Below are 21,131 nucleotides of genomic sequence, written 5' to 3'. Positions count from 1 at the left end.
ATCGGCAGGCGTACTGATCTACGGAAGCCATAAAATTCAGGTCATTCTGATCCATGAAATCGATCAATGCTCGACGCCCTGACCCTCGACCAGATCCGCATGTTCGTCACCGTGGCCGAGGCCGGCAGCTTTCGCTCGGGGGCTGCACGCCTGCTGCGCGCCCAGTCGGCCGTGAGCCATGCCATCGCCAACCTGGAGAACCAGCTGGGCGTGGCCGTGTTCGACCGCAGCGGCCACCGGCCCGCGCTCACGCCGGCCGGTGCCGCGCTGCTGGAAGATGCGCGCGCCGTGCTGCTCAAGGTGGACTTTTTGCGCGCGCGGGCCCGCGGCCTGGGCGAAGGCGTGGAGACCGAGCTGGCGCTGATGGTGGACACGCTCTACCCGCTGCCCCTGGCGGCTGCCGCGCTGGGCGAACTGCGCGCTGCCCTGCCGTCGGTGCGGCTGCGCCTGGCCACCGCACCGCTCGGTGGCACGCTGCAGGCGCTGCGTGACGACGCCTGCGATCTGGCCATCATGGCGGGTGAGGATTTCCGCGACCCGCGCATCGAGGCCGAGGCGCTGCAGGCCGTGCCCATCGTCGCGGTGGCTGCCGCCAGCCATCCCCTGGCGCGGCGGCGCAGCAAGGCCCTCACGGGCGCGGACCTGGCCGACCATCTGCAGATCGTGCTGGAAGACCCGAGCGCCCTGTCCGAAGGGCGCGACTTCGGCGTGCTGTCACCCCAGACGCTGCGCGTGGGCACGCAGGACGCCAAACGCGCCCTGATCCTGGCGGGCTTGGGCTGGGGCCGCCTGCCGCTGTGGGCCGTGGAGCGCGAGCTGGCCGACGGGCAACTGCTGCCCCTGCCCGCCACCGCCCTGGGCCCGCAGGGCGTGGCGCAGATGCAGGCCTACCTGGCCTGGCGCACGGACCGGGCCCTGGGTGTGGCGGCGCTGGCGTTGCGGGAGGTGCTGCACCGGTTGGCGGCAACCTCATCGCGCGGGTCTGACACGGGACCGGCTGGCAAGCCGCGGCGCAAGGCCGGCTGAGCCGTTCACCGCAGCGGAAACCCCGCCCCGTGGAGCGCCTCCACCAGCCGGTGCCGCCCCTTGAGCGAATCGGCATTGGCCAGGCGCTGCAGTACCAAATCGCTCCAGTCCACTTCGGGCAGGCCTTCGCTGGCCTGGAAGTCGCGCAGTTGCGCGTCGTAGTCGCCGATCTCGGCGGCCAGGGTGGAAGGTGCGGTGTACCGCTCGTGGTGCAGCACGCTGGCCTGGGGCAGGCGCGGCTTGATGGCGGCCGGGCGCGCGGGGTCGGGGTGGCCGACGACCAGGCCGAACACCGGGAATACACCGGCGGGCGTGCCCACCACCTGGGCCACCGCCTCGGGCTGGTTGCGCAGGGCGCCGATGTAGACGGTGCCCAGGCCCAGGGCCTCGGCGGCGACGACCGCGTTCTGCGCGGCCAGGGCGGCGTCGATCACGGCCATCAGGTACGTGTCCAGGTAGGGCAGGCCGTCGGCGGGCCGGTCCTTGTACTGCGCGATGCGGGCGATGCGTGATAGGTCGGCCAGCCAGACCAGGATCAAGGGAGCCGTCTTGATGTGTGCCTGGTTGCCGGCCAGTTCGGCCAGGCGGTTGCGGCTGTCCTGGCTGTGCACGGCGACCACGCTCCAGGTCTGCAGGTTCGATGAGCTGGGCGCGGACTGGGCTGCCGCCACCAGCGTCTGCACCGTATCGGGTGGCAGCGCGTCGGGCAAAAAGTTGCGCACCGAGCGGTGCGAGAGGATGTGCTCGACCACCGGGTGGCGGGGCACGGGCCAGGTGGCGGCCTGGGCGCCGTAGCGGGCCTGTAGATAGGTAGGGGTGTAGGTCATGGGGCGTGCGAGTGGATTGGCGGCCAAGGTAGCACCGCCCGGCCGGCGGCCAAGCATGAAAACCGCATATGGCTATGCGCCGGGCGACGGCGATGGGCGCCGCCAGGCAAGGCCCATGCATTGCCCCGACAATAGCCCCCATGTCCGAAGACGAAGAACGACGAGTCCATTCCGAAGAATTGCTGGCCCAGGTGGCCGCGCTGCCGCCGCTGCCGGGCGTGTACCGCTATTTCGATGCGCAGGACGCGCTGCTCTATGTGGGCAAGGCGCGGCACCTCAAGCGCCGGGTGTCGAGCTACTTCACCAAGAACCATGGCGGCACGCGCATCGGCCACATGGTCAGCAAGATCGTGCGCATGGAGACCACGGTGGTGCGCTCCGAGGCCGAGGCGCTGCTGCTGGAAAACAACCTGATCAAGACGCTGAACCCCAAGTTCAACATCCTGTTCCGCGACGACAAGAGCTACCCCTACCTCAAGATCACCGGTGCGCCTGGAACGGCGGCGGGGCAGGGCTCGCCCTCGCAGGTGTTTCCGCGCATGGCCTACTACCGTGGCTCGGTGGACAAGAAGCACCGCTACTTCGGCCCGTACCCGAGCGCCTGGGCGGTGAAGGAGTCGATCCAGCTGCTGCAAAAGGTGTTCCGCCTGCGCACCTGCGAGGACACGGTGTTCGCCAACCGCACGCGGCCGTGCCTGCTGTTCCAGATCAAGCGCTGCTCGGGGCCTTGCGTGGACCTGGTCTCGCCCGAGGCCTATGCCTCGGACGTGCAGCACGCCGAGGCGCTGCTGCGCGGCGAGACGCAGGAGGTGCTCAAATCCATGGAGGTGCGCATGATGGCGCACTCGGACAAGCTCGAGTTCGAGCAGGCGGCCGATGTGCGCAACCAGATGCAGGCGCTGTCGCGCGTGCTGCACCAGCAGTCCATCGAGACCGCGGACGACAAGGACGTGGACATTCTGGCCGTGCGCGTGCAGGGCGGCCGCGCCTGCGTGAACCTGGCCATGGTGCGCGGCGGGCGCCACCTGGGCGACCGGCCGTACTTCCCTGTGCATGTGGAAGACGCTGCCGCCATCCATGAAGAGGAAGCAGAGGGGGAGGGCGATGCCACGCCCACCGTCGCCGCGCTGCCGGCGCGCCGTGTGGAGGCGCTGGTGCTCGAAGCCTTCATCGCCCAGCACTACATCGGCGTGCCCGTGCCGCCGGTGCTGGTGTGCAGCGAGCCGGTGGACAAGGCGCTGATGGAAGCCCTGGGCGAGCAGGCCGGCACGCGCGTGAATGCCATCCACCAGCCGCGCGAGCAGCGCCGCGCCTGGCTGGACATGGCGCAGAAGAACGCCGACCTGCAGCTGGCCCGGCTGCTGGCGGAGGAGGGTTCGCAGCAGGCGCGCACGCGCGCGTTGGCCGAAGCGCTGGATCTGCCGCCCGAGGACCTGGACCAGCTGACCATCGAGTGCTTCGACATCTCGCACACGGCGGGGGAATCGACCCAGGCATCGTGCGTGGTGTTCCACCACCACAAGATGCAGAGCAGCGAATACCGGCGCTACAAGATCGAGGGCATCACCGGCGGCGACGACTATGCCGCCATGCGCCAGGTGCTGACGCGCCGCTACAGCAAGGTGGTGGAGGCCGCGCGCGAGGCCGGCGGCATCGACTTTGCGGCCGCGCCGCCGCCCGGTACCGACAACGCCGAGGGCGCCGTCAAGCCCAAGGGCGTGGCGCGCCTGCCGGACCTGGTGCTGATCGACGGCGGCAAGGGCCAGGTGGGCGTGGCGCGCGAGGTGTTCACCGCGCTGGGCCTGGACCTCACGCGCATCGTGGGTGTGGAAAAGGGCGAGGGCCGCAAGGTGGGGCTCGAAGAGCTGGTGTTCGCCGATGGCCGCGAAAAGGTCTACCTGGGCAAGGACTCGGCCGCGCTGATGCTGGTGGCCCAGATCCGCGACGAGGCCCACCGCTTCGCCATCACCGGCATGCGCGCTGCGCGCGCCAAGGTGCGCGTGGGCGGCGGCCAGCTCGAAGAGATCCCCGGCGTGGGGCCCAAGAAGCGCGCGCGCCTGCTGCAGCGCTTTGGCGGCGTGCGCGGCGTGGCCAGCGCGAGCGTGGAAGACCTGGCGACGGTGGACGGGATCTCGCACGAGTTGGCGCAAGAGATCTATAAAGCCCTGCGATAGGGACGGGTCTCCTCGGCGCCTGCCTGCTGCCACCGCAGGTGATCCGCGCCAGCGTGGTGCGCGATTCTGGCGGAGCGTTGGTTCGGGCCTGAAGGCTATCCAGCAGTGGTGCACAATCGCGCCCATATGTTCTGGACTATCCCCACCCTGATGACCTGGACGCGCATCGTCGCGATACCTTTGATCGTGGGGGTGTTCTATGCGCCCATCGACCCGGCCATGCGCAACCTGATCGCCACGGTGATGTTCGTGGTGTTCGCGGCCACCGACTGGCTCGACGGCTACCTGGCGCGCAAGCTCAACCAGACCTCGTCCTTCGGCGCCTTCCTGGACCCGGTGGCCGACAAGTTCCTGGTGTGCGCATCGCTGCTGGTGCTGGTGCACCTGCAGCGCGCCGATGTGTTCGTGGCGCTGATCATCATCGGGCGCGAGATCGCGATCTCGGCCCTGCGCGAATGGATGGCGCAGATCGGCGCGAGCAAGAGCGTGGCCGTGCACATGATCGGCAAGGTCAAGACCACGGTGCAGATGATCGCCATCCCCTTCCTGCTGTACGACGGGCGCATCCTCGGCGTGATCGACACGGGCGTATGGGGCACCTGGCTGATCTGGGCCTCGGCCGTGCTCACCGTGTGGTCGATGGTGTACTACCTGCAAAAGGCGCTGCCCGAAATCCGTGCGCGTGTGAAGTGACTTTTGCATCTATCGGAAATCGCGCATCGGCATGGCTGCCATGCCCTCTTGGTGCCGCGTGACGGGGCGTGCAGGGCGTGAGGGGGCAGTCGTGGTAACGCTGTCAATCGGGAATCGCGCGCATACGGCGCGTTTGAGACAAAAGCGCGCCGCAAGCCCGGCCAGGGCGTGAAATACGACTAGAATTCAGCCCAACGCTGTTGCAATACGGCGTGTTGTATTGACACCTTGAAAGTCGATGGCTTTAATCTGATGCAGCAGCCCCTGCTGTGTACGCCAGTCATTCCCCCGTCTGCAGACATCCAGCCTCTCTTGGTTGAGCCTTCTGACGTGTGAAGACCAGATACCCAAGACACCCTTCATTCATCAACGCTTTTCCCGAGAGGCTTCTTGTGAACAAAACCGAACTGATCGAGCACATCGCTAACAACGCCGACATCTCCAAGGCCGCTGCAGCGCGTGCCCTGGAATCCACGATCGAGGCCGTCAAGAAGACCCTGAAAAAGGGTGGTACCGTTTCGCTCGTCGGTTTTGGCACCTTTGCCGTGGGCAAGCGCGCTGCCCGTACCGGCCGTAATCCCCGTACGGGCGATACGATCAAGATCAAAGCTGCTAAAGTGCCGAAGTTTCGTCCAGGCAAGGCTCTGAAAGACGCCTTGAACTAATACAATAGTCGGTTGATTGTTTAGGCGGGGTCCTTAGCTCAGTTGGTAGAGCGGCTCCTTTACACGGAGTAGGTCGGCGGTTCGAGACCGTCAGGACCCACCACCATCACCGAACACAACAACAAAGGCGAACGCAAGTTCGCCTTTTTGTTTTTTGCCATTTGAAAGTCTGATCATGTTTGAATCCATCCGCAAGCACTCCAAGATCATGATGCTCTTGTTGTTCTTGCTGGTCATTCCCTCGTTTGTGCTGGTGGGCATCGACAGCAACTACTTCTCTGAAAAGAGCGCCGTGGTTGCCCGTGTGGATGGCAACAAGATCACGCAGACGGAATGGGACAACGCGCACCGCGCAGAGAGCGACCGCATCCGCGCGCAGCAGCCCACCATGGATGCCAAGCTGCTCGACTCCCCCGCCGCCCGCTACGCCACGCTCGAGCGCATGGTGCGCGAACGCGTGCTGGCCGCCGCCGCGCAGAAGATGCACATGGTGACCAGCGATGCCCGCCTGGCGCGCACGCTGGCGGAAAGCTCCGAGTTCGCCGCGCTCAAGCGCCCCGACGGCAGCATGGACATGGAAGGCTACCGTGCGATGGTGGCCACCCAAGGCCTCACGCCCGCCGGCTACGAAGCCCGCGTGCGCAACACCCTGTCGGTCAACCAGATCCTGGGCGGCGTGGTCGGTTCGGCCTTTGTGACCGACACCCAGGTCGCGCAGTCGCTCGACCCGCTCTACCAGCGCCGCGAGATCCAGGTGGCACGCTTCAACGCGGCCGACTTCGCATCCAAGGTCACGCCCACCGATGCTGACCTGGAGGCCTACTACAAGGCCCACCCTGCGCAGTTCAAGCAGCACGAGTCGGCCAACGTCGAGTACCTGGTGCTGAGCCTGGACACCGTGCGCGACAGCATCACGCTGAACGAAGACGACCTGCGCACCTACTACAGGGAAAACGCGGCGACCCTGGGTTCCAAGGAAGAGCGCCGCGCCAGCCACATCCTGATCAAGGCCGGCAAGGACATGCCCGCGGCCGAGCGCGAAAAGGCCAAGGCGCGCGCCACCGAACTGCTGGAGCAGGTGCGCAAGGCGCCGGCCACGTTTGCCGATGTGGCCAAAAAGAACTCGCAGGACGGCTCGGCCGCGCAAGGCGGCGACCTGAACTTCTTTGGCCGCAACGACATGGTCAAGCCTTTCGAGGATGCGGCGTTCAGCCTCAAGAAGGGTGAGATCAGCGATTTGGTGGAAACCGACTTCGGTTACCACATCATCCAGGTCACCGACATCAAGCCCTCGCGCGTGCCACCGTTCGAGGAACTGCGCCCCAGCATCGAGAAGGACCTCAAGGCCCAGCAGGCGCAGCGCAAGTATGCCGAAGTCGCCGAGTCGTTCGCCAACGGCGTGTACGAGCAGGCCGACAGCCTGGCCCCTGTGGCCGAGAAGCTCAAGCTCAAGGTGCAGACCGCCAACGGCGTGACCCGCACGCCCGTGCCAGGCGCCGCCGGCCCGCTGGCCAACGCCAAGTTCCTGGAGGCCCTGTTCTCCAGCGACTCGGTGCAGAACAAGCGCAACACCGAAGCCGTGGAAGTGGGCACGAGCCAGATGGCATCGGGCCGCATCACCTCGTACACCCCGGCCGAGACCCTGCCGCTTGAGAAGGTGCGCGACGCGGTGCGCACGCTGTACGTGGCCGAGAAGGCCGCCGAGCTGGCACGCAAGGAGGGCGAGGCCAAGCTGGCCGAGTACACCGCCAAGCCCGACAGCAACGCGGGCCTGACCGCCGCCGCCACGATTGCGCGCGACGCACCCATGAACTATCCACGCCCCCTGATCGATGCCGCCTTGCGCGCCAACGCCGACAAGCTGCCCGCCTTCACCGGCGTGGACCTGGGCGCCGGCCAGGGCTATGCCGTGGTCAAGATCAACCGCATCGTGCCGCGCGACAAGCCCGAGGCGCAGCGCGCCCAGCAGGAGCGCATGCAGCTCACGCAGTGGTGGAGCACGGCCGAAGGCGTGGCCTACTACGAGATGCTCAAGGAGCGCTTCAAGGTCGAGATGAAGGTGACCCGGCCCTCGGAGTCCAGCCTCGTCCCAACAGAAAATTGAAGAATTTGAATCCGGGGGCGAAAACCCGGGTTATAATTTGATTCTTAAACGGTGGCTGTAGCTCAGTTGGTAGAGTCCAGGATTGTGATTCCTGTTGTCGTGGGTTCGAGCCCCATCAGCCACCCCAAATAAAAAAACAAACCCGCCAGTGCTGTGAAGCGCTGGCGGGTTTTGTCTTTGGGCGCGCCGCTTGCATGCCCCGCCTGCCACTGCGCCACCATGGCACTCTGGGCCGGGTGGCTGGAGGAAGGCGGTCAGACCTCGGCCTGGGCTCGTGCCGTACTCGGAGTGCATGGCCGCCACCTTTTCGGGTAATGGCGGCGCCCTGAACCGGCTGCTAGAGTGCCTGTCATACCAGTCAGGGGGCGAGCCCCCCATGGGGGTGATGGGCGTGAAGAAAACGATCGTCTGCGCGGTGGTGGCGTTGGGTTGCATAGCGGCGGCGGGGGGCCGTGTGCTCTACCGCCACGCCGTGGCCCTGCCTGCCGAGCAGGCGCAACGCCATGCCCTGGACGCCCAGCAGCGCGCCGAGGTCCACGCCCGCGAGGTGGAGCGCACGGTCAACTACGCGCGCTGCCTGGAGGCCGTGGGCATGGGCGCCCGGGCCCGCAAGGCCGACCAGTGCCAGAAGCTGGGGCAGGGCATGGGCTGCGAGCTGCCCGAGGATGCGGAGAGTGCCCTGGGCCGGCAGCGCGAGCGTGGCGAGGTGCAGTGCTTCAATGAGGCGAAGATCGGGCTGTAAGAACCTGTTCAAAGTCTTTTGGAGCGGCAAAAATACTTTGAACAGGTTCTGAGGGCCAGGGCGGCTCAGGCCCCCTGCAGGCGCTGGCCCCACTGCTCCGTCCACGGCCCGGCCATGGTCAGCACCTTCATGACCCATGCCACGGCGACGAAGCGGCCGGGCCAGGCGGCGGGTGAGCGGCCCTGGCGCAGGGCCGCGTGCAGCGCGCAGGCGGACAGCGCGAATGCCATGGGGACGGCCCAGGCCGAGACCCAGGCCAGCAGCGGTTGCTGGTCGTTGAAGATGGCGGGATGGGCCAGGGCGAACACCATGAGGCAGGCGATCTGGACCGCGGGCTGCAGCAGGTAGGTGGCTGCAGCGGGCGGCTTGGCGGTGGATGGGGTGGTGGTAGTGGCTGTGGCGTGCGGGCGGTTCATGGGTGGCGGGCGTCTCCTTGGCGCAATGTAGCAGTGGTAGAGGAGCCACTGCCCGCGCCGCGGCGCTTTGTGGCGAATGGACACTTTGGTTACATCTGCCGCGCGGGTAGGCAGGCGGCGGCTGTGCGCGGGTCGCCGGGCTGTTGGTGGACGATTTGGCATTTGTCGTGGACGCTTGGCGCACCCGGCCGGCAGCAGGCTGGAGACACTGGTGTTCCCTGAACACTTCCCGAGCTTCGCCATGCAGATCTCCGTTTACGACACCTACGTACAGCGCCCCGACGGGCTGCGCATGCACTTCGACATCCTCGTCCCGTCCAGCGTCACCGACCACGGGCAGGTGCTGCAGTACGGGCGGCGCTACCTGGCGGCCAAGGGGCTTGCGGCGTCGGACCTGAAGGCCGAGAAGTGCAGCTTCTGCCACATGCAGTCGGCCAGCCCCGCGGTGGAGGCCGAGATCGCGTCCATCGGCTTTGCCATCCTGGAGATGGAGCACTGCGGCTGAGCCGCTGCTTGCGGTACCCCTGGCGGCGCTGGGGGAGAAATTCCGTCGGATGTTTTATATACCAATGGTAAGTTACCATGGGTATATAGCAATCCAATGGAGTCTTTCCCATGCACGCACTCATCGTCGTCGCGCACCCAGATCGCGCTTCCCTGACCCATGCCGTGGCCGCCCAGGTGGGGCAGGGCATTGCGCCCCCTGACCAGCCGGGTCCGCACACCACGGAGATCGCCGACCTGGCGGCCGAGGGGTTCGACCCGCGCTTCACGGCTGCGGACCTGGCGTTGCACCTCAAGCAGGAGCCGCCCCCGCCCGACGTGGCGGCCGAGCATGCGCGGCTGGACAAGGCCGATGCGCTGGTGCTGGTGTACCCGGTGTACTGGTGGTCCTTTCCGGCGCTGCTCAAGGGCTGGATCGACCGGGTCCTCACCCAGGGCTATGCCTATGAGGAAGGGGCGGACGGCCAGCTCACCAAGAAGCTGGGCCATCTGCAGGTGCACCTGCTGGGCCTGGGCGGGGCCGATGGCGGCACCTATGAGCGGCGGGGCTATGCCGATGCGATGAAGACGCAGATCGAGCATGGCATCTTCGGCTACTGCGGCGCGCGCGTGGGCAGTTCCAGGCTGCTGCTACAGTCGCACGACAGGGAACTGGCGGCCGCGCACCTCGATGCCGCGCGGGAGCTGGGCAGCGGCCTGTTCGCCCCATTCCCCTGAGTTCCCCGGAGTCCATGCCCCGCACACCGCCTGCCGCCCCACCGCCCGAGCCCGCACCCCGCCGTCGCATGGCACGGCATGAGCGTGCGCGCCAGCTGCTCGATGTGGCCTGGGCGCTGCTGCGCGCAGAAGGGGCCGATGCGCTCAGCCTGGGCCGGCTGGCCGAGGAGGCCGGTGTGACCAAGCCCGTGGTATACGACCATTTCGGCACGCGCGAGGGCCTGCTGGCCGCGCTGTACCAGGACTTCGACGTGCGCCAGACCGCGGTGATGGACGCGGCCATCGCCGCTGCGCGCCCCACGCTCAAGGACAAGGCCGGCGCCATTGCCGCCGCCTACGTGCGCTGCGTGCTCACCCAGGGGCGCGAGATACCGCAGGTGCTGGCGGCGCTGCAGGGCTCGCCCGAGATGGCGGCCGTCAAGCGCCAGTACCAGGAGGTCTTCATCGCCAAGTGCCTGGCCATCCTGGCGCCCTTTGCCGGGGAACAGGGCCTGGCGCGCGCCGGCCTGTGGGCCGTGCTGGGTGCGGCCGATGCGCTGTCGGACGCGGCCGTGGTGGGAGACATCAGTGCGCAAGCGGCGCAGGCTGAATTGTTCGAGACCATCGTCTCCATGGTCAAGCGCGCGAAGTGATGGCGTGCCGAAGGCAGCGCCGCTACCATGCACTGCCTTGCCACCCACCAGGAGCGCTTTTTCATGCAGCAACGCCAACTGGGCACCCACGGCCCCCTTGCCTCCGCCATCGGCCTGGGCTGCATGGGTATGAGCGAGTTCTATGGCGCGAGCGACGACGAGAGCTCGCTGCGCACGCTGGCGCGGGCGCTGGAGATCGGCGTCACGCACTTCGACACGGCCGATACGTACGGGCTGGGCCACAACGAGTCCCTGTTGGGCCGCTTCATCGCCAGTGCCGGGCCCGCCGCGCGCGCCCGCATGCAGATTGCCACCAAGTTCGGCATCGTGCGCCAGGCCGGGCAGTACGAGCGGCGCATCGACAACTCGCCGGCCTACATCCGCGCGGCCTGCGAGGCCTCATTGAAGCGCCTGGGTGTGGAGCGCATCGACCTGTACTACTGCCACCGCCGCAACCCTGACGTGCCCATCGAGGACGTGGTGGGCGCCATGGCCGACCTGGTGGCCGCCGGCAAGGTGGGTGCCCTGGGCCTGTCGGAAGTGTCCGCCGGCACCCTGCGCCGCGCCCATGCGGTGCACCCCATCGCGGCGCTGCAGAGCGAGTATTCGCTGTGGAGCCGTGGGCCGGAGGACGGCATGCTGGCGCTGTGCGCCGAGCTGGGCACGGCCTTCGTGGCCTACAGCCCGCTGGGGCGCGCCTTTCTCACCGGCACGGTGGATGTGAAGGCGCTGGCGGACAACGATTTCCGCAAGAACAACCCGCGCTTCGTGGGCGATGCCGAGGCGGCCAACCAGCGGCTGGTGCGGGCGCTGGACGCGTTTGCACGGGCGCGCGGCCTGGCCAGCTCGCAGGTGGCGCTGGCGTGGCTGCTGGCCAAGCAGCCCCATGTGCTGCCGATACCGGGCACGCGGCGCATCGCGTACCTGGAGAGCAATGCCCTTGCGGCCCAGGTGACGCTCAGCCCCGCCGAGGTGGCCGAGCTCGATGCCCTGTTCGCCCCCGGCCACGTGGCCGGCGCGCGCTACCCGGATGCCGGCTTTGTCGGCATCGAGGGGTGATACCGTGTGTGGCCACGCCGCGCTGCTGCTGGCCCTGGCGATGGTGACCGGCGGCGCGCAGGCCGAGCCGCTGCGGCCCTGGATCGACCCGGTGGTGAGCGCGGGGTTCGAGCGCATCGTTGCGCGCTGCCGGTTCATCTACACACAGCCCTTGCGGCCGCTGCAGCGGGTGATGCTGCGGGAGGGTGACGACAAGCCCGCCACCTACGCGCTGGCGGGCATGGCGGACGACCTGGTGAAGACCGCGCACCCGGTGCGGCCCTTTCTGGGCCGGGTGATGCTGCGCTACGCCCTGGTGCCCCAGGAGCCGCCGGCGGACGCGCAGGCGCAGGCCGAGGAGGCCGAGCATGGCACCCGCATCGTCGAGACGCTGGAGTTTGCCTGGCAGGAGCGGCGCTGGGTGTTCCGCGGGGTGTCGGCGGCGATGTTCACCGGCCAGCACGACCGGCTGGATCTGCCGCTGGTGGACAGGACGCCTGCCGAGGACAGGGCCGAGCATGCGGCGGCGCTGCGGGCCTGCCTGGGCGGGCTCTGAGGTCTAGGGTTTGGTGGCCACAGCGGCCGCCCCGCCGTAGTTCGCCTCGCGGTCCATGGCTGGCATGGCCACTCCGGTGTCGGCCGCGGTGCCGGTGGCGGGCTCGTCTTCTTCCTTCGGGGGCCGGGCTGCCAGCGTGTTCTTGCGCCAGCCGCCGTAGCGGTAGTAGAGCCCCGCCAGCAGCACCGAGGTGATGGAGCCCAGCGGAAAGCTCCACCAGATCGCCTCGGCACCCCAGGCATCCTGCAGCGCGCCGGCAAAGGGCACGCGCACCAGCAGCATCGAGATGAAGAGGATGATGAGCGGCGGCAGCACCGCGCCCGTGGCGCGCACCACGCCAAACAGCACGATGGTCACCCCGAACAGCACGAACGACCAGGCGGCCACGTTGTTGATGTGCACCGCTACGGCCACGGCGCCGCTGTCGCCTGGGAGGAACAGGCCCAGTGCATACCGGTCGGCCGCGTAGAGCGCCATCACCAGCGCGCCGGTGAGCGCCAGGTTGAACAGCACGCCCGCGCGCGCGATCTGCTCCACCCGGTCCCAGCGGCCCGCGCCCACGTTCTGCGCGGCCATGGACGATACGGCCGCACCCGTGGCCAGGGCCGGCATCTGCACATAGGTCCACAGCTGCGCGGCCACGCCATAGGCCGCAGCCACCTGCACGCCATAGCCGTTGACCAGCCCCATCATGACCAGCGCGGCCGACGAAATCACGATCATCTGCAGCCCCATGGGCACGCCCTTGGCCACGATGGTGCGCAACAGCTTGGGCCGCGGCCGAAAGTGCGCCAGCTCATGCCGCCCCGGCAGCAGCGGGTGGCCGCGCCGCGCCAGCAGCACCAGCAGGCCGGTGAAGCTGATGCCCTGCGCCAGCAGCGTGGCCAGGGCCGAGCCCGCGATGCCCAGGGGCGGCAACGGCCCCGCGCCGCGGATCAGGAGCGGGTTGAGCGCCACGTCGATGGCCACCGACAACGCCATGAACCAGAACGGCGTGCGCGAGTCGCCCGAGCCGCGCAGCACGGCCATGGCGAAGGCGAACGAGTTCATGATGGGCACGGCCACGAAGATCACCCGCAGGTAGGCGATGGCCGAGGGCAGGGCGGCCTCAGGTGTCTTGAGCAAACCCAGGATCTGCGGTGTGAACGCCCAGCCCGCTGCCGCAATCAGCGCAGATACGGCCAGGAAGAAGGTGGCCCCCGTGCCCACCACGCACTTGGCGCGCTCGACATCGCGTGCGCCATAGGCCTGCCCGATGAGGATGGTGGCCGCCATGGACACGCCGAACACCGCGCCCAGCAGCAGAAACAGCACCAGGTTGGCGTTGGAGGTGGCGGTGAGCGCCTTTTCGCCCAGCAGGTTGCCGATCCAGATCGCGTTGACCGAGCCGTTGAGCGACTGCAGCACGTTGGAGCCCAGCACCGGCAGGGCAAAGGCGATGAGCGTGCGGGCGATGGGGCCCTGGGTCAGGTCGCGCTGGGGCGGGCGGCGGGATGATGGTGCGTTCATGGCTGGGTGTGGTGTGCAGGCAGTCTACGGGCTGGAGTGCCCGCGCGGGTAGGACGCCACCGCCAGGGAGCCGTGTTGCCAGAACGCAGAACGCGCGCGGGCGGGTGGGCGGGCGGGCCTGAGCTTTCGGCGCTGTATGGGACTGGTGTGTCGCCACAGTTGCAAGGGCATGTAATTGATTGGTTCATTGTGTGTCGGCGCGCGCGCCCCAGGCCATGGTGCAGATGGGCCGCGTGGGCGTGTTCAGCGGCAGCTTCTGCGCGTCCGATGTCTGGGCCATGCGTGGGCGAAATGACCGGCGGGAGCGGCCCGCACGGGGCTGCAGCGGTGCCCTGCCAGAACCACCGCCGCCCCTGGATGCCGGATCAGCCACCCGTGTGCCGGCTGCGCGCGGCCGGTAAGGCCTGTGGGCACCCCACCCTGAACGGGGGATGGACAGGCCCCATCGCTCCGTGCATGCTCGGGCAACCAGCTGTGTCGCCCTGTGACCGCATGCAACGGCTTGCCCTGCATGGTATGGGCTGCGGTCGCCTTCGTGCCGCGACACTGCCTGGAGCCTGGTCGTTCTTTTGTTTTTTCCTTGTCCGTTCGATCTATCTACTTTCTTTGAAAGGCTTGCCCCCATGACTTTCCTGGCAGTGTTGACCCACCGGTTGCCGTCCATGCAGTTCGCACCACCCCGCAAGGTGGCTGCCCAACTGGCGGTTGCCTGCGCCATGCTTGCGGGGGCTGTCAGCGCCCATGCGGCCACGGTCGTGAAGTTCGCCACCGGCGCATCCAATTCGGCCGCCATCCTGAGCGATGGCACGCTGTGGACCTGGGGCAACAACAAGAATGGGCAGCTGGGCAACGGCACCTCCGTCAGCGCGCAAAAGCCGGTGCAGGTGGGCACGGGCTTCACCCAGGTCATGGTGGGCAGCCGCTACATGGTGGCCCTCAAGGCCGACGGGGGCCTGTGGATGTGGGGCCATGCCGTGTTGAAGGACCGTGAGTTCTACGAGACTGCGCCGGTGCAGATCGCCAGCGGCTTTGCCAAGCTGCTGAGCGCCGACACCGCCGCCAAGGCCGATGGCAGCGTCTGGTTCTGGGGCGATGCCAAGGGCATCTACAGCGCGCCCCCGGGCGGCACCGGGCCGCTGGACGCCTTGCCCGCTGGCTACCAGCAGATGGCCACCGGCCCCTACAACGCCCTGTTCGTGCTCGATGGCGGCGCACTGCGCTATGTGTCCAACAACAACCTGCTGAACATCTGGCGCACCGCCTTTGGCAGCACCGGCCCGGCGGGCAGCGACTTCACGCAGGTGGCGTTGAACGTGAGCACCGCCGCGGGCGTGAAGAAGGATGGAACGCTCTGGCAGTGGAAGGGCGAAGAGCAGCCTGCCTCGCTGGGCGCCGGCTACAGCCAGGTGGCCAAGGGGAGCGCGCACACGCTGGCGCTCAAGACCGATGGCTCCGTCTGGGCATGGGGCTCCAACGCCAACGGCCAGCTGGGCACCGAGGCCACGGCCGATGCAGACAGCCCGCAGCTCGTGGGCAACGGCTACACGCAGATCGCGGCCGCCAGCCAGCACACCCTGGCCCTGAAGTCCGACGGCACCCTGGTGGCCTGGGGCAGCAACAGCGCTGGGCAACTGGGCACCGGCGTTGCCGGCACGTCGTCGCAAAAGGCGGCGGCCGTGGTGTTCGATGCCACCTACTCCCCGCAGCCAGGCACCGTGACCGCCACCGGGCCCATCGGGCGCCAGACCGTGACCGCCAAGGTGCAGATCGCCAGCGGGCATCTGGACAACGGCGTCAAGGGCAATGCCTTCGTCGTGGCCATCACCGCGGACGGCGGGATCTACGCTTACAACGGGGGCGCGTTCGTGTCCGCCAACGCGTTCAGCATGCCTGCCGCCTGGACCGGCAGCCTGCAGAACACGAGCACGGCCTTGTTCACCGACCAGGACCTGACGGGCGTGGCCGGCACGGCGTTCTTCGTCGGCTACGGCCTGGGCCCGACGACCTCGGAAAGCCTGGCGGAGATGCTGGCGAGCAAGCGCTACCAACTGGGGTATGTGGTCCGCTGACAGCGGGTGGCGTGGGCTGACCACCATGGGCACGAGCAAGGCCCGCGCAAGCGGGCCTTGCTTCGTCTGCATGGAATCCGCACGGGTCTGGCAGGAGGACTGCCGGTGGAGCGCGCGAACTGGCCGCGTGTTTGACCATCCCCGGTGCAGGCGTCCTGCCTGGACCCGTACGCGGTTGATCGCACCAGGCCAGGCGCTATGACTGCGGCACATGAAGTGGATGGGGCAATGCGATGGCTGGTGATTTGAAACCCTTGCCGAATGTCAGCGAGGACATGGAGCGGGAACTGGCCAGGGCCATTTCGCTGGACGATGGGGTGCTGCTTCAAGAGCTCCTCGGGCAAGGCATCTCGGCTTTCCCTATCTTTCGCGGAGATGAGAACGAAAGCGGCGATCTGGGCACTCTTCACAAGCCCATTGCGCAAGTGATCGCCATCAAGAATGCGTTGCGCATCGCCAGCACGTTCTGCACGCCACTTATGCATGCGCTGCACGGTTCTCGGTCCTGAGAGGCTGCAGCCAAGTTCTCCAACCGCAGGCAACTTGACCCAATCCGATGAAGGAAGCCGAAGTCAATGCAGGACTCTCGCCCACGCCGCAATACCGCTACGCGGATCGCGTCGGCAATCAGCTGTTCGTGGCTGGCCAGGTCCCTCTCGACTCCCATGGCCAGCTGGTAGGCCAAGAGGACCCGGGCGCACAAGCCTTGCAGTGTTTGCGCAACTTGGAGCGGCTGCTTGCAGTGCACGAATTTCAAGTCCAGGACATTCGACAATTGCTTGTGTATGTGATCGGAGATCAAGCAAGTCTCTCCGCGGCATGGTCAGCGGTCGCAGCTTGGTTTGGTGGCCAGGTTCCCCCAGCTACCCTGCTCGGTGTTGCCGGACTGGGCCACATGGGACAACTCGTAGAGATTGACGCCACGGTGATCAAGGCTTGAGCACATCGCATCACAAGCTCTTCAGGGTTTCGTCGAAGCTGGTCGCACGGCTGCGGGGATGGTTTAACAGGCCATAGGCCTTGCTCCAGCTCCCACAGCGTGTTGAGGTCGCCGGGGCGCTCTCCGGCCCGGGCGCCGCCGGTCGATGCGGCCACTGTCTTCTCGAGCCCCGAGCCATCGAGTGCCTGCACAATGAGGGCGAGCGCCTGCCGCTCCATGGCGTCGGTGTCCTGCGCGATGTCCGCGTGCGGGTTGAGCGATGACCACGCGCTCGCTGCGCGCGAGGAGGGCCGAGGCTACCGCGGAACCGACGTGGCCGGTGCCGCCCATGACGATGTACACAGGGGTGATCCTTTCGTTGCTGTTTTTTCTTCAACGGCGGGGGCGGCGGGGACGGCGGGACCTGGCCTTCTTCAACGCGAGCTCGGCCCAGGCGGGCGCATGGTCGCTGGCACCCTCGCGGCCGCGCTCTTCGCGGTCCACGCCGGCGTCCTGCACCGTGAAGGCCTGGCCAGCCAGGATGTGGTCGATGCGCAGGCCGGCATTGCGCTCCCAGCGCTTGCGCCGGTAGTCCCAGAAGGTGAAGGGCAGGGGCGCCGTTTGCTTCGCTTTGCGGTGCGCCTGGGCGATGGCATCGGTCCAGCCCTGGGCCAGGATGGCTGAGAAGGCGGCGCGCGCCTCTGGCTGCAGCAGGGCGTCGTCGCCCCAGGTGTTGGGTTGGTAGATGTCGGCGTCGGTGCGCACCACGTTCCAGTCGCCCAGCAGCACCACGGGGTGGCCCGTGTCCCACAGCTGCTGGGTGCGCAGCCGCAGGCGCTCCAACCACTGCAGTTTGTAGTCGAACTTGGGGCCGGGCTGCGGGTTGCCGTTGGGCAGGTAGAGGCCGGCGAAGAGCACGCCATCGATGGCGGCCTCCAGGTAGCGCGCCTGGGTGTCGGCCGGTTCGCCGGGCAGTGCGGTCAGGCCAGGCAGGGGCTCGTGCCCGCGGCACAGCAGTGCCACGCCGTTCCAGGTGCGCTGCGCGACAGCGATGGATGCATAGCCGGCGGCCTGCAGCGCTGCCATGGGGAAGTCGGCCGTGGTGCATTTGAGTTCCTGCAGCGCCACCACGTCGGGCTGGGTGCGCGCGAGCCAGTCCACCAGCAGGCCGATGCGCTTGTTGACATTGTTGATGTTCCAGGTGGCGACGCGCATGCGATGCGCTCCGGTCAGGCCGCCTTGCGCTGGGGGGGCGTCTTCTTCGTGGCGGCGGTCTTTCTGGCGACGGCTTTCGTGGCCGGCGCCTTGGCGCTGGCAGGCTTCTTCTTGGCGGGGGCCTTGGAGCCGGACTTGGCGCCGGCCTTGAGGCTGCGCTGCAGCAGGGCGGTGAGGTCGATGATGTCGGCGCTGGGCGAGGGGGCTTCCTCCTCGGGCTCGACCACGGTTTGGCCCTCGCCGGCTTTGGCTTTTTTCTCGACCAGCTTCATCACCTGGCGCCGGAATTCGTCTTTGAAGTCCTCCGGCTTCCACGGCCCCGACATTTCCTTGATCAGCTGCGTGGCCATCTTCAGTTCGGCGGCGCTCTCGTTCTTTCTGCCTGCGGGCGGCAGTTTCAGGGTGTCCAGGGCCTTGACCTCGTCGCCCCAGCGCAGCAGGTTGAGCACCAGTGCCGCGCCCGAAGGCACGAGGGCGGCCAGGTGCTGCTTGGTGGCGATGACCACGCGGGCCAGGCCGATGGTGCCGGTGGCGAGCAGTGCCTCGCGCAGCAGGGTGTAGACCTTGTCGCTTTTGTTCACTGGCGCGACGAAGTAGGGCCGCTCCAGGAAGGTGAAGGGCATCTCGTTGGCGTCGATGAAACGCTCGATGGCGATGGTCTGCGTGGTCTTGGGGAACACGGCCTCGATCTCGTCGGGGCTGATGATGACGTACTTGCCGTCCTCGTACTCCACGCCTTTGACGATGTGGTCTTTGGCGATCTCCTTGCCCGTGCGCTTGTTCACGCGCTTGTAGCCCACCGGGTCCATGGTGCGCTTGTCCAGCCAGTCGAAGTCCACGCCGTCGGCCGTGGCGGCCGTGTGCAGGCCCACGGGGATGTGCACCAGGCCAAAGGTGATGGCGCCCTTCCAGAGGGTGCGGCTGCTTCCAGTCGTTGCCATGGGGATCTTTCCGTACTGCAGAGCTTGCGGTGGCCAAAGTCTGCCGCACACCGGGCCCGACGGGCTGTAGGCCGGTGCTTACGCGAACAGTAGGCCGGGCACCAGTGACAGGGCGCCGCCCGGACCTATGCTGGGCGCATGGCCACGCAGCTTCGCCCCATCGCCGTGCATGTCACCGAGCCCGAGCCGGGGGCCTTCCAGTGGGCGCTGGCCGAACTTGCCGACAACCGCACCTGGAGCCCGTTGCAGGCCGCCGAAGCCCACCACGCCACGTACAGGGAGGCCATGGCCGATGGCCTGCTGGCCCTGCAGGCCCTGGCCGCCGACCTGGACCAGGGGCCGCGCATGCCTGCGGCGCACCGGCGCGCCAAAGCGGCACCGGTCCGCGGCGATGCGCCCGCCGGCAACGATGCCGCGGGCAAGGCCCGGCGCTCGGCTTTCGGTTTTGGCCTGGCGAACTGAGGGCGGGGCTGCGCGGCCAAGGTCTGCCAATGTCCGCTGAGAATGTCGGCACCCGGAGTTTTCTGCATGCCCGACACAACGACCCCCTTCAACACCTACCTGCGGCGCTGGAACGCAGCGCCAGATGGTGAACCCTTTGCAACCCATAGCGGCGAGCTGATGCCGGTGCGCCTTTACGGCCATACAAACGGTCGCCCCGCGATGCTCAAGATTGCCAGAAGCATGGAAGAGCGGATCGGCGGCCAGGTGATGCGTTGGTGGGCGGGCGATGGCGCGGCGCATGTGTATGCCTGCGATGAGGACGCGGGCGTGCTGCTGATGGAGCGGGCCACCGGCACGCAACATCTGCTGACCATGGCGCTGGAAGGCGAGGACGACGCCGCCACGCGCATTGTCTGCCGCGCCATTGGCCAATTGCACGCGAAGCGGCCTTCGCCGCCGCCTGGGGATCTGCTGCCCCTGGCCCGGTTCTTTGCATCGCTGGCACCCATGGCGCAGCGCGAGGGCGGCCTGATGGCCGAATGTGCCGTGGTGGCCGATGGCTTGCTGCGCTCGCAACGTGAGCCGGTCGTGCTGCATGGTGATGCGCACCACAGCAACATCCTCGATTTCGGCGAACGCGGCTGGCTGGCCATCGACCCCAAGGGCGTGACCGGCGAGCGTTGCTACGACTACGTCAACGTGCTGTGCAACCCCGACTTGCAGACCTGCACCGACCCCCTGCGTTTCGCGCGGCAACTGGACATCGTTGTCGACGCCGCAGGGCTGGAGCGCCGCCGCCTGCTCCAGTGGGTGATGGCCCATGCCGCGCTGTCAGCCGCCTGGTTTCTGGAGGACGGAGAGCGCGGCGAGGCCGACAACGAACTGGCTGTGGCCTACCTTGCCCGGCAGGCACTGGGTTGAACGCCCGCGCATTGCCGGGCCAGGTGCGAAGGGCCTTCGCGACCCCGAAATCAGTGCCAACAGGCCCTAATCAGCGGTTTGAAGAACCGGCTTGTGGCAGGCGGAGCCTGTTGCGCTGCAGGCCGCGCCATCGGCATGGCCCAGCGTCACGGGCACGCCGGCGGCAGACATGATGGCCGTGGCGGCCTTAGTGCTGGCCCTGGTTTCGGTGGCGGCGACGGCGACGGCGGCGGGAGCCTTTGCCACCTGTTGCTGCGGCGGGGCGTCGGGGCCATCACCACTGACCGTGTCGACGGGATCGGCAGCGCTGCGGGTGTTCCAGGTGATCGCGGCATAGCCGGCGGCGTACTTGGGCATGTCGACGTCGATGGCACCCTGGTAGGTCATGAGCGGGGCACCGCTCAGCTGGCGCACATAGAGCCACTGGCCCTGGTCGGTGCTGCCGCGGTTGGCGTCGAGCTGGCCGCCCATGAAGCGCAGGCTGCCGCTGCCATCGTGCACGACAAGCTGCTCGGCACCGTCCTTGACCAGGCGCGAGAACAGGGCGTCGACGCGCTCACCCGTCCTGGCGGCCTGGTACTCGGCTTCGCTCAGCGGGTCCAGGCGCACAGGCTCCTTGCCATACCGCAGCACAAAGGCCGATTGGGTGTGCAGGGGGGCATACCCCGAGAGCAGCAGCGAGCGCGTGCCTGCGGGGATGAAGATCTTGAACTCCTTGTGCGGCTGCAGTTGGGCGCCCGTGAATTCGGGCAGCGGCAGCGAGCCGCCGCCCGGGAAGGCGCAGCCTCCCGTGCCGAAACCGATGGAGCAGCCCGCCACGCCGGTAGGCGCGTACTGCTCCTTGAAACCCACCTTGGTGTCGAAGGTGTACTGGAAGGTGCCGGCTGCGGGAGGCAGTGCGATGAGGTGCGGAAGCTGGTGAACCGACAGGAAGTTGGCAGCCTGCGCCAAGGTGCTGAACGCCGCCAGGGAAACAAGAAACAAGGACCTCATTGATGAACCACTCCACTCCAAAATAA

22 protein-coding genes and 2 tRNA genes are annotated in these 21,131 nt (G+C 67.6%); 18 read left to right on the top strand and 6 right to left on the bottom strand.

Annotated elements, in window-relative coordinates; genetic code table 11:
- Positions 1 to 66 precede the first annotated feature (66 nt).
- Positions 67 to 1,026 carry a LysR family transcriptional regulator gene (locus tag ACK59X_RS34940; RefSeq protein ID WP_409964170.1) on the top strand — a complete coding sequence of 320 codons (960 nt, stop codon included), beginning with the start codon at positions 67 to 69 and terminating at the stop codon, positions 1,024 to 1,026.
- A 5-nt stretch (positions 1,027 to 1,031) separates the two neighbouring features.
- On the opposite strand, the gene ACK59X_RS34935 is transcribed toward ACK59X_RS34940, so the two are convergent.
- Positions 1,032 to 1,853, bottom strand: a complete 822-nt coding sequence (locus ACK59X_RS34935; protein WP_409964168.1) for an NADPH-dependent oxidoreductase — start codon at positions 1,851 to 1,853, stop codon at positions 1,032 to 1,034.
- 140 nt (positions 1,854 to 1,993) lie between these two features.
- Between ACK59X_RS34935 and uvrC the strand changes: the two genes are divergently transcribed.
- The 7 genes from uvrC to ACK59X_RS34900 all read left to right on the top strand — a co-directional run bounded on the left by uvrC (position 1,994) and on the right by ACK59X_RS34900 (position 8,231).
- Entirely contained in the window at positions 1,994 to 4,027 is a 2,034-nt protein-coding gene (gene uvrC, locus ACK59X_RS34930) for an excinuclease ABC subunit UvrC (protein ID WP_409964166.1), read from the top strand.
- A gap of 126 nt (positions 4,028 to 4,153) precedes the next feature.
- Positions 4,154 to 4,720: a CDP-diacylglycerol--glycerol-3-phosphate 3-phosphatidyltransferase gene (gene pgsA, locus ACK59X_RS34925; RefSeq protein ID WP_409964164.1), complete on the top strand. Its 567-nt coding sequence runs from the start codon at positions 4,154 to 4,156 to the stop codon at positions 4,718 to 4,720.
- A 392-nt stretch (positions 4,721 to 5,112) separates the two neighbouring features.
- Positions 5,113 to 5,385 (top strand): HU family DNA-binding protein, encoded by a 273-nt coding sequence (locus ACK59X_RS34920; protein WP_007858657.1) that lies wholly within the window; start codon positions 5,113 to 5,115, stop codon positions 5,383 to 5,385.
- A 27-nt stretch (positions 5,386 to 5,412) separates the two neighbouring features.
- A tRNA-Val gene (locus ACK59X_RS34915) sits at positions 5,413 to 5,488 on the top strand.
- Positions 5,489 to 5,560: 72 nt separating this feature from the next.
- The gene (locus ACK59X_RS34910; RefSeq protein ID WP_409964162.1) at positions 5,561 to 7,489 is read left to right on the top strand and encodes a SurA N-terminal domain-containing protein; all 1,929 of its coding nucleotides are present in this window, start codon (positions 5,561 to 5,563) and stop codon (positions 7,487 to 7,489) included.
- 51 nt (positions 7,490 to 7,540) lie between these two features.
- Positions 7,541 to 7,616 (top strand) — tRNA-His (locus tag ACK59X_RS34905).
- A gap of 165 nt (positions 7,617 to 7,781) precedes the next feature.
- Positions 7,782 to 8,231 carry a hypothetical protein gene (locus ACK59X_RS34900; RefSeq protein WP_409964160.1) on the top strand — a complete coding sequence of 150 codons (450 nt, stop codon included), beginning with the start codon at positions 7,782 to 7,784 and terminating at the stop codon, positions 8,229 to 8,231.
- A 65-nt stretch (positions 8,232 to 8,296) separates the two neighbouring features.
- On the opposite strand, the gene ACK59X_RS34895 is transcribed toward ACK59X_RS34900, so the two are convergent.
- Complete coding sequence (locus ACK59X_RS34895) at positions 8,297 to 8,647, bottom strand: hypothetical protein (protein WP_409964158.1); 351 nt, start codon at positions 8,645 to 8,647, stop codon at positions 8,297 to 8,299.
- A gap of 241 nt (positions 8,648 to 8,888) precedes the next feature.
- Here ACK59X_RS34895 and ACK59X_RS34890 point away from each other — a divergent pair, with 241 nt between their 5' ends.
- The 5 genes from ACK59X_RS34890 (at position 8,889) to ACK59X_RS34870 (ending at position 12,094) form a co-directional block, all read left to right on the top strand.
- A complete protein-coding gene (locus tag ACK59X_RS34890; RefSeq protein ID WP_409964156.1) occupies positions 8,889 to 9,152 on the top strand; it encodes a DUF2024 family protein in 264 nt (87 codons plus the stop codon).
- Positions 9,153 to 9,262: 110 nt separating this feature from the next.
- Positions 9,263 to 9,868 carry an NAD(P)H-dependent oxidoreductase gene (locus tag ACK59X_RS34885; protein WP_409964154.1) on the top strand — a complete coding sequence of 202 codons (606 nt, stop codon included), beginning with the start codon at positions 9,263 to 9,265 and terminating at the stop codon, positions 9,866 to 9,868.
- A 14-nt stretch (positions 9,869 to 9,882) separates the two neighbouring features.
- The gene (locus ACK59X_RS34880; protein ID WP_409964152.1) at positions 9,883 to 10,500 is read left to right on the top strand and encodes a TetR/AcrR family transcriptional regulator; all 618 of its coding nucleotides are present in this window, start codon (positions 9,883 to 9,885) and stop codon (positions 10,498 to 10,500) included.
- A gap of 63 nt (positions 10,501 to 10,563) precedes the next feature.
- Positions 10,564 to 11,559 carry an aldo/keto reductase gene (locus ACK59X_RS34875; protein ID WP_409964150.1) on the top strand — a complete coding sequence of 332 codons (996 nt, stop codon included), beginning with the start codon at positions 10,564 to 10,566 and terminating at the stop codon, positions 11,557 to 11,559.
- 4 nt (positions 11,560 to 11,563) lie between these two features.
- The gene (locus ACK59X_RS34870) at positions 11,564 to 12,094 is read left to right on the top strand and encodes a hypothetical protein (RefSeq protein ID WP_409964148.1); all 531 of its coding nucleotides are present in this window, start codon (positions 11,564 to 11,566) and stop codon (positions 12,092 to 12,094) included.
- 3 nt (positions 12,095 to 12,097) lie between these two features.
- Here the strand turns inward: ACK59X_RS34870 and ACK59X_RS34865 are convergent, their stop codons facing one another.
- Positions 12,098 to 13,603, bottom strand: coding sequence for an MATE family efflux transporter (locus ACK59X_RS34865; protein ID WP_409964146.1), 1,506 nt, complete (start codon positions 13,601 to 13,603; stop codon positions 12,098 to 12,100).
- 623 nt (positions 13,604 to 14,226) lie between these two features.
- Here ACK59X_RS34865 and ACK59X_RS34860 point away from each other — a divergent pair.
- From ACK59X_RS34860 to ACK59X_RS34850, 3 genes are all read left to right on the top strand, one after another.
- A complete protein-coding gene (locus ACK59X_RS34860; RefSeq protein WP_409964144.1) occupies positions 14,227 to 15,672 on the top strand; it encodes an RCC1 domain-containing protein in 1,446 nt (481 codons plus the stop codon).
- Between the two features lie 233 nt (positions 15,673 to 15,905).
- A complete protein-coding gene (locus ACK59X_RS34855; protein ID WP_409964142.1) occupies positions 15,906 to 16,181 on the top strand; it encodes a hypothetical protein in 276 nt (91 codons plus the stop codon).
- Between the two features lie 47 nt (positions 16,182 to 16,228).
- Positions 16,229 to 16,612 carry a RidA family protein gene (locus tag ACK59X_RS34850; RefSeq protein WP_409964140.1) on the top strand — a complete coding sequence of 128 codons (384 nt, stop codon included), beginning with the start codon at positions 16,229 to 16,231 and terminating at the stop codon, positions 16,610 to 16,612.
- Positions 16,613 to 16,984: 372 nt separating this feature from the next.
- On the opposite strand, the gene ACK59X_RS34845 is transcribed toward ACK59X_RS34850, so the two are convergent.
- On the bottom strand, positions 16,985 to 17,806 hold the full coding sequence (locus ACK59X_RS34845; protein WP_409964138.1) for an exodeoxyribonuclease III: 822 nt from the start codon (positions 17,804 to 17,806) through the stop codon (positions 16,985 to 16,987).
- A gap of 14 nt (positions 17,807 to 17,820) precedes the next feature.
- Positions 17,821 to 18,747: a Ku protein gene (locus tag ACK59X_RS34840; protein ID WP_409964136.1), complete on the bottom strand. Its 927-nt coding sequence runs from the start codon at positions 18,745 to 18,747 to the stop codon at positions 17,821 to 17,823.
- A gap of 138 nt (positions 18,748 to 18,885) precedes the next feature.
- Here ACK59X_RS34840 and ACK59X_RS34835 point away from each other — a divergent pair, with 138 nt between their 5' ends.
- Both ACK59X_RS34835 and ACK59X_RS34830 read left to right on the top strand, forming a co-directional pair.
- The gene (locus tag ACK59X_RS34835; RefSeq protein WP_409964134.1) at positions 18,886 to 19,209 is read left to right on the top strand and encodes a hypothetical protein; all 324 of its coding nucleotides are present in this window, start codon (positions 18,886 to 18,888) and stop codon (positions 19,207 to 19,209) included.
- A gap of 66 nt (positions 19,210 to 19,275) precedes the next feature.
- Positions 19,276 to 20,112 carry an aminoglycoside phosphotransferase family protein gene (locus ACK59X_RS34830; protein WP_409964132.1) on the top strand — a complete coding sequence of 279 codons (837 nt, stop codon included), beginning with the start codon at positions 19,276 to 19,278 and terminating at the stop codon, positions 20,110 to 20,112.
- 66 nt (positions 20,113 to 20,178) lie between these two features.
- On the opposite strand, the gene ACK59X_RS34825 is transcribed toward ACK59X_RS34830, so the two are convergent.
- Positions 20,179 to 21,096: a hypothetical protein gene (locus ACK59X_RS34825; RefSeq protein ID WP_409964130.1), complete on the bottom strand. Its 918-nt coding sequence runs from the start codon at positions 21,094 to 21,096 to the stop codon at positions 20,179 to 20,181.
- Between the last annotated feature and the right edge of the window lie 35 nt (positions 21,097 to 21,131).

The sequence above is a fragment of the Acidovorax sp. genome, assembly GCF_046339755.1.
GTDB lineage: Bacteria > Pseudomonadota > Gammaproteobacteria > Burkholderiales > Burkholderiaceae_C > Acidovorax.
This window is presented reverse-complemented; position numbering and strand designations above follow the sequence as displayed.

Excerpts from the sequence above, each read along its gene's own strand:
- ACK59X_RS34940 (WP_409964170.1), top strand. The coding sequence starts at position 67 with ATGCTCGACGCCCTGACCCTCGACCAGATCCGCATGTTCGTCACCGTG.
- ACK59X_RS34935 (WP_409964168.1), bottom strand. The coding sequence starts at position 1,853 with ATGACCTACACCCCTACCTATCTACAGGCCCGCTACGGCGCCCAGGCC.
- uvrC (WP_409964166.1), top strand. The coding sequence starts at position 1,994 with ATGTCCGAAGACGAAGAACGACGAGTCCATTCCGAAGAATTGCTGGCC.
- pgsA (WP_409964164.1), top strand. The coding sequence starts at position 4,154 with ATGTTCTGGACTATCCCCACCCTGATGACCTGGACGCGCATCGTCGCG.
- ACK59X_RS34910 (WP_409964162.1), top strand. The coding sequence starts at position 5,561 with ATGTTTGAATCCATCCGCAAGCACTCCAAGATCATGATGCTCTTGTTG.
- ACK59X_RS34900 (WP_409964160.1), top strand. The coding sequence starts at position 7,782 with ATGGCCGCCACCTTTTCGGGTAATGGCGGCGCCCTGAACCGGCTGCTA.
- ACK59X_RS34895 (WP_409964158.1), bottom strand. The coding sequence starts at position 8,647 with ATGAACCGCCCGCACGCCACAGCCACTACCACCACCCCATCCACCGCC.
- ACK59X_RS34890 (WP_409964156.1), top strand. The coding sequence starts at position 8,889 with ATGCAGATCTCCGTTTACGACACCTACGTACAGCGCCCCGACGGGCTG.
- ACK59X_RS34885 (WP_409964154.1), top strand. The coding sequence starts at position 9,263 with ATGCACGCACTCATCGTCGTCGCGCACCCAGATCGCGCTTCCCTGACC.
- ACK59X_RS34880 (WP_409964152.1), top strand. The coding sequence starts at position 9,883 with ATGCCCCGCACACCGCCTGCCGCCCCACCGCCCGAGCCCGCACCCCGC.
- ACK59X_RS34875 (WP_409964150.1), top strand. The coding sequence starts at position 10,564 with ATGCAGCAACGCCAACTGGGCACCCACGGCCCCCTTGCCTCCGCCATC.
- ACK59X_RS34865 (WP_409964146.1), bottom strand. The coding sequence starts at position 13,603 with ATGAACGCACCATCATCCCGCCGCCCGCCCCAGCGCGACCTGACCCAG.
- ACK59X_RS34860 (WP_409964144.1), top strand. The coding sequence starts at position 14,227 with ATGACTTTCCTGGCAGTGTTGACCCACCGGTTGCCGTCCATGCAGTTC.
- ACK59X_RS34855 (WP_409964142.1), top strand. The coding sequence starts at position 15,906 with ATGGCTGGTGATTTGAAACCCTTGCCGAATGTCAGCGAGGACATGGAG.
- ACK59X_RS34850 (WP_409964140.1), top strand. The coding sequence starts at position 16,229 with ATGAAGGAAGCCGAAGTCAATGCAGGACTCTCGCCCACGCCGCAATAC.
- ACK59X_RS34845 (WP_409964138.1), bottom strand. The coding sequence starts at position 17,806 with ATGCGCGTCGCCACCTGGAACATCAACAATGTCAACAAGCGCATCGGC.
- ACK59X_RS34840 (WP_409964136.1), bottom strand. The coding sequence starts at position 18,747 with ATGGCAACGACTGGAAGCAGCCGCACCCTCTGGAAGGGCGCCATCACC.
- ACK59X_RS34835 (WP_409964134.1), top strand. The coding sequence starts at position 18,886 with ATGGCCACGCAGCTTCGCCCCATCGCCGTGCATGTCACCGAGCCCGAG.
- ACK59X_RS34830 (WP_409964132.1), top strand. The coding sequence starts at position 19,276 with ATGCCCGACACAACGACCCCCTTCAACACCTACCTGCGGCGCTGGAAC.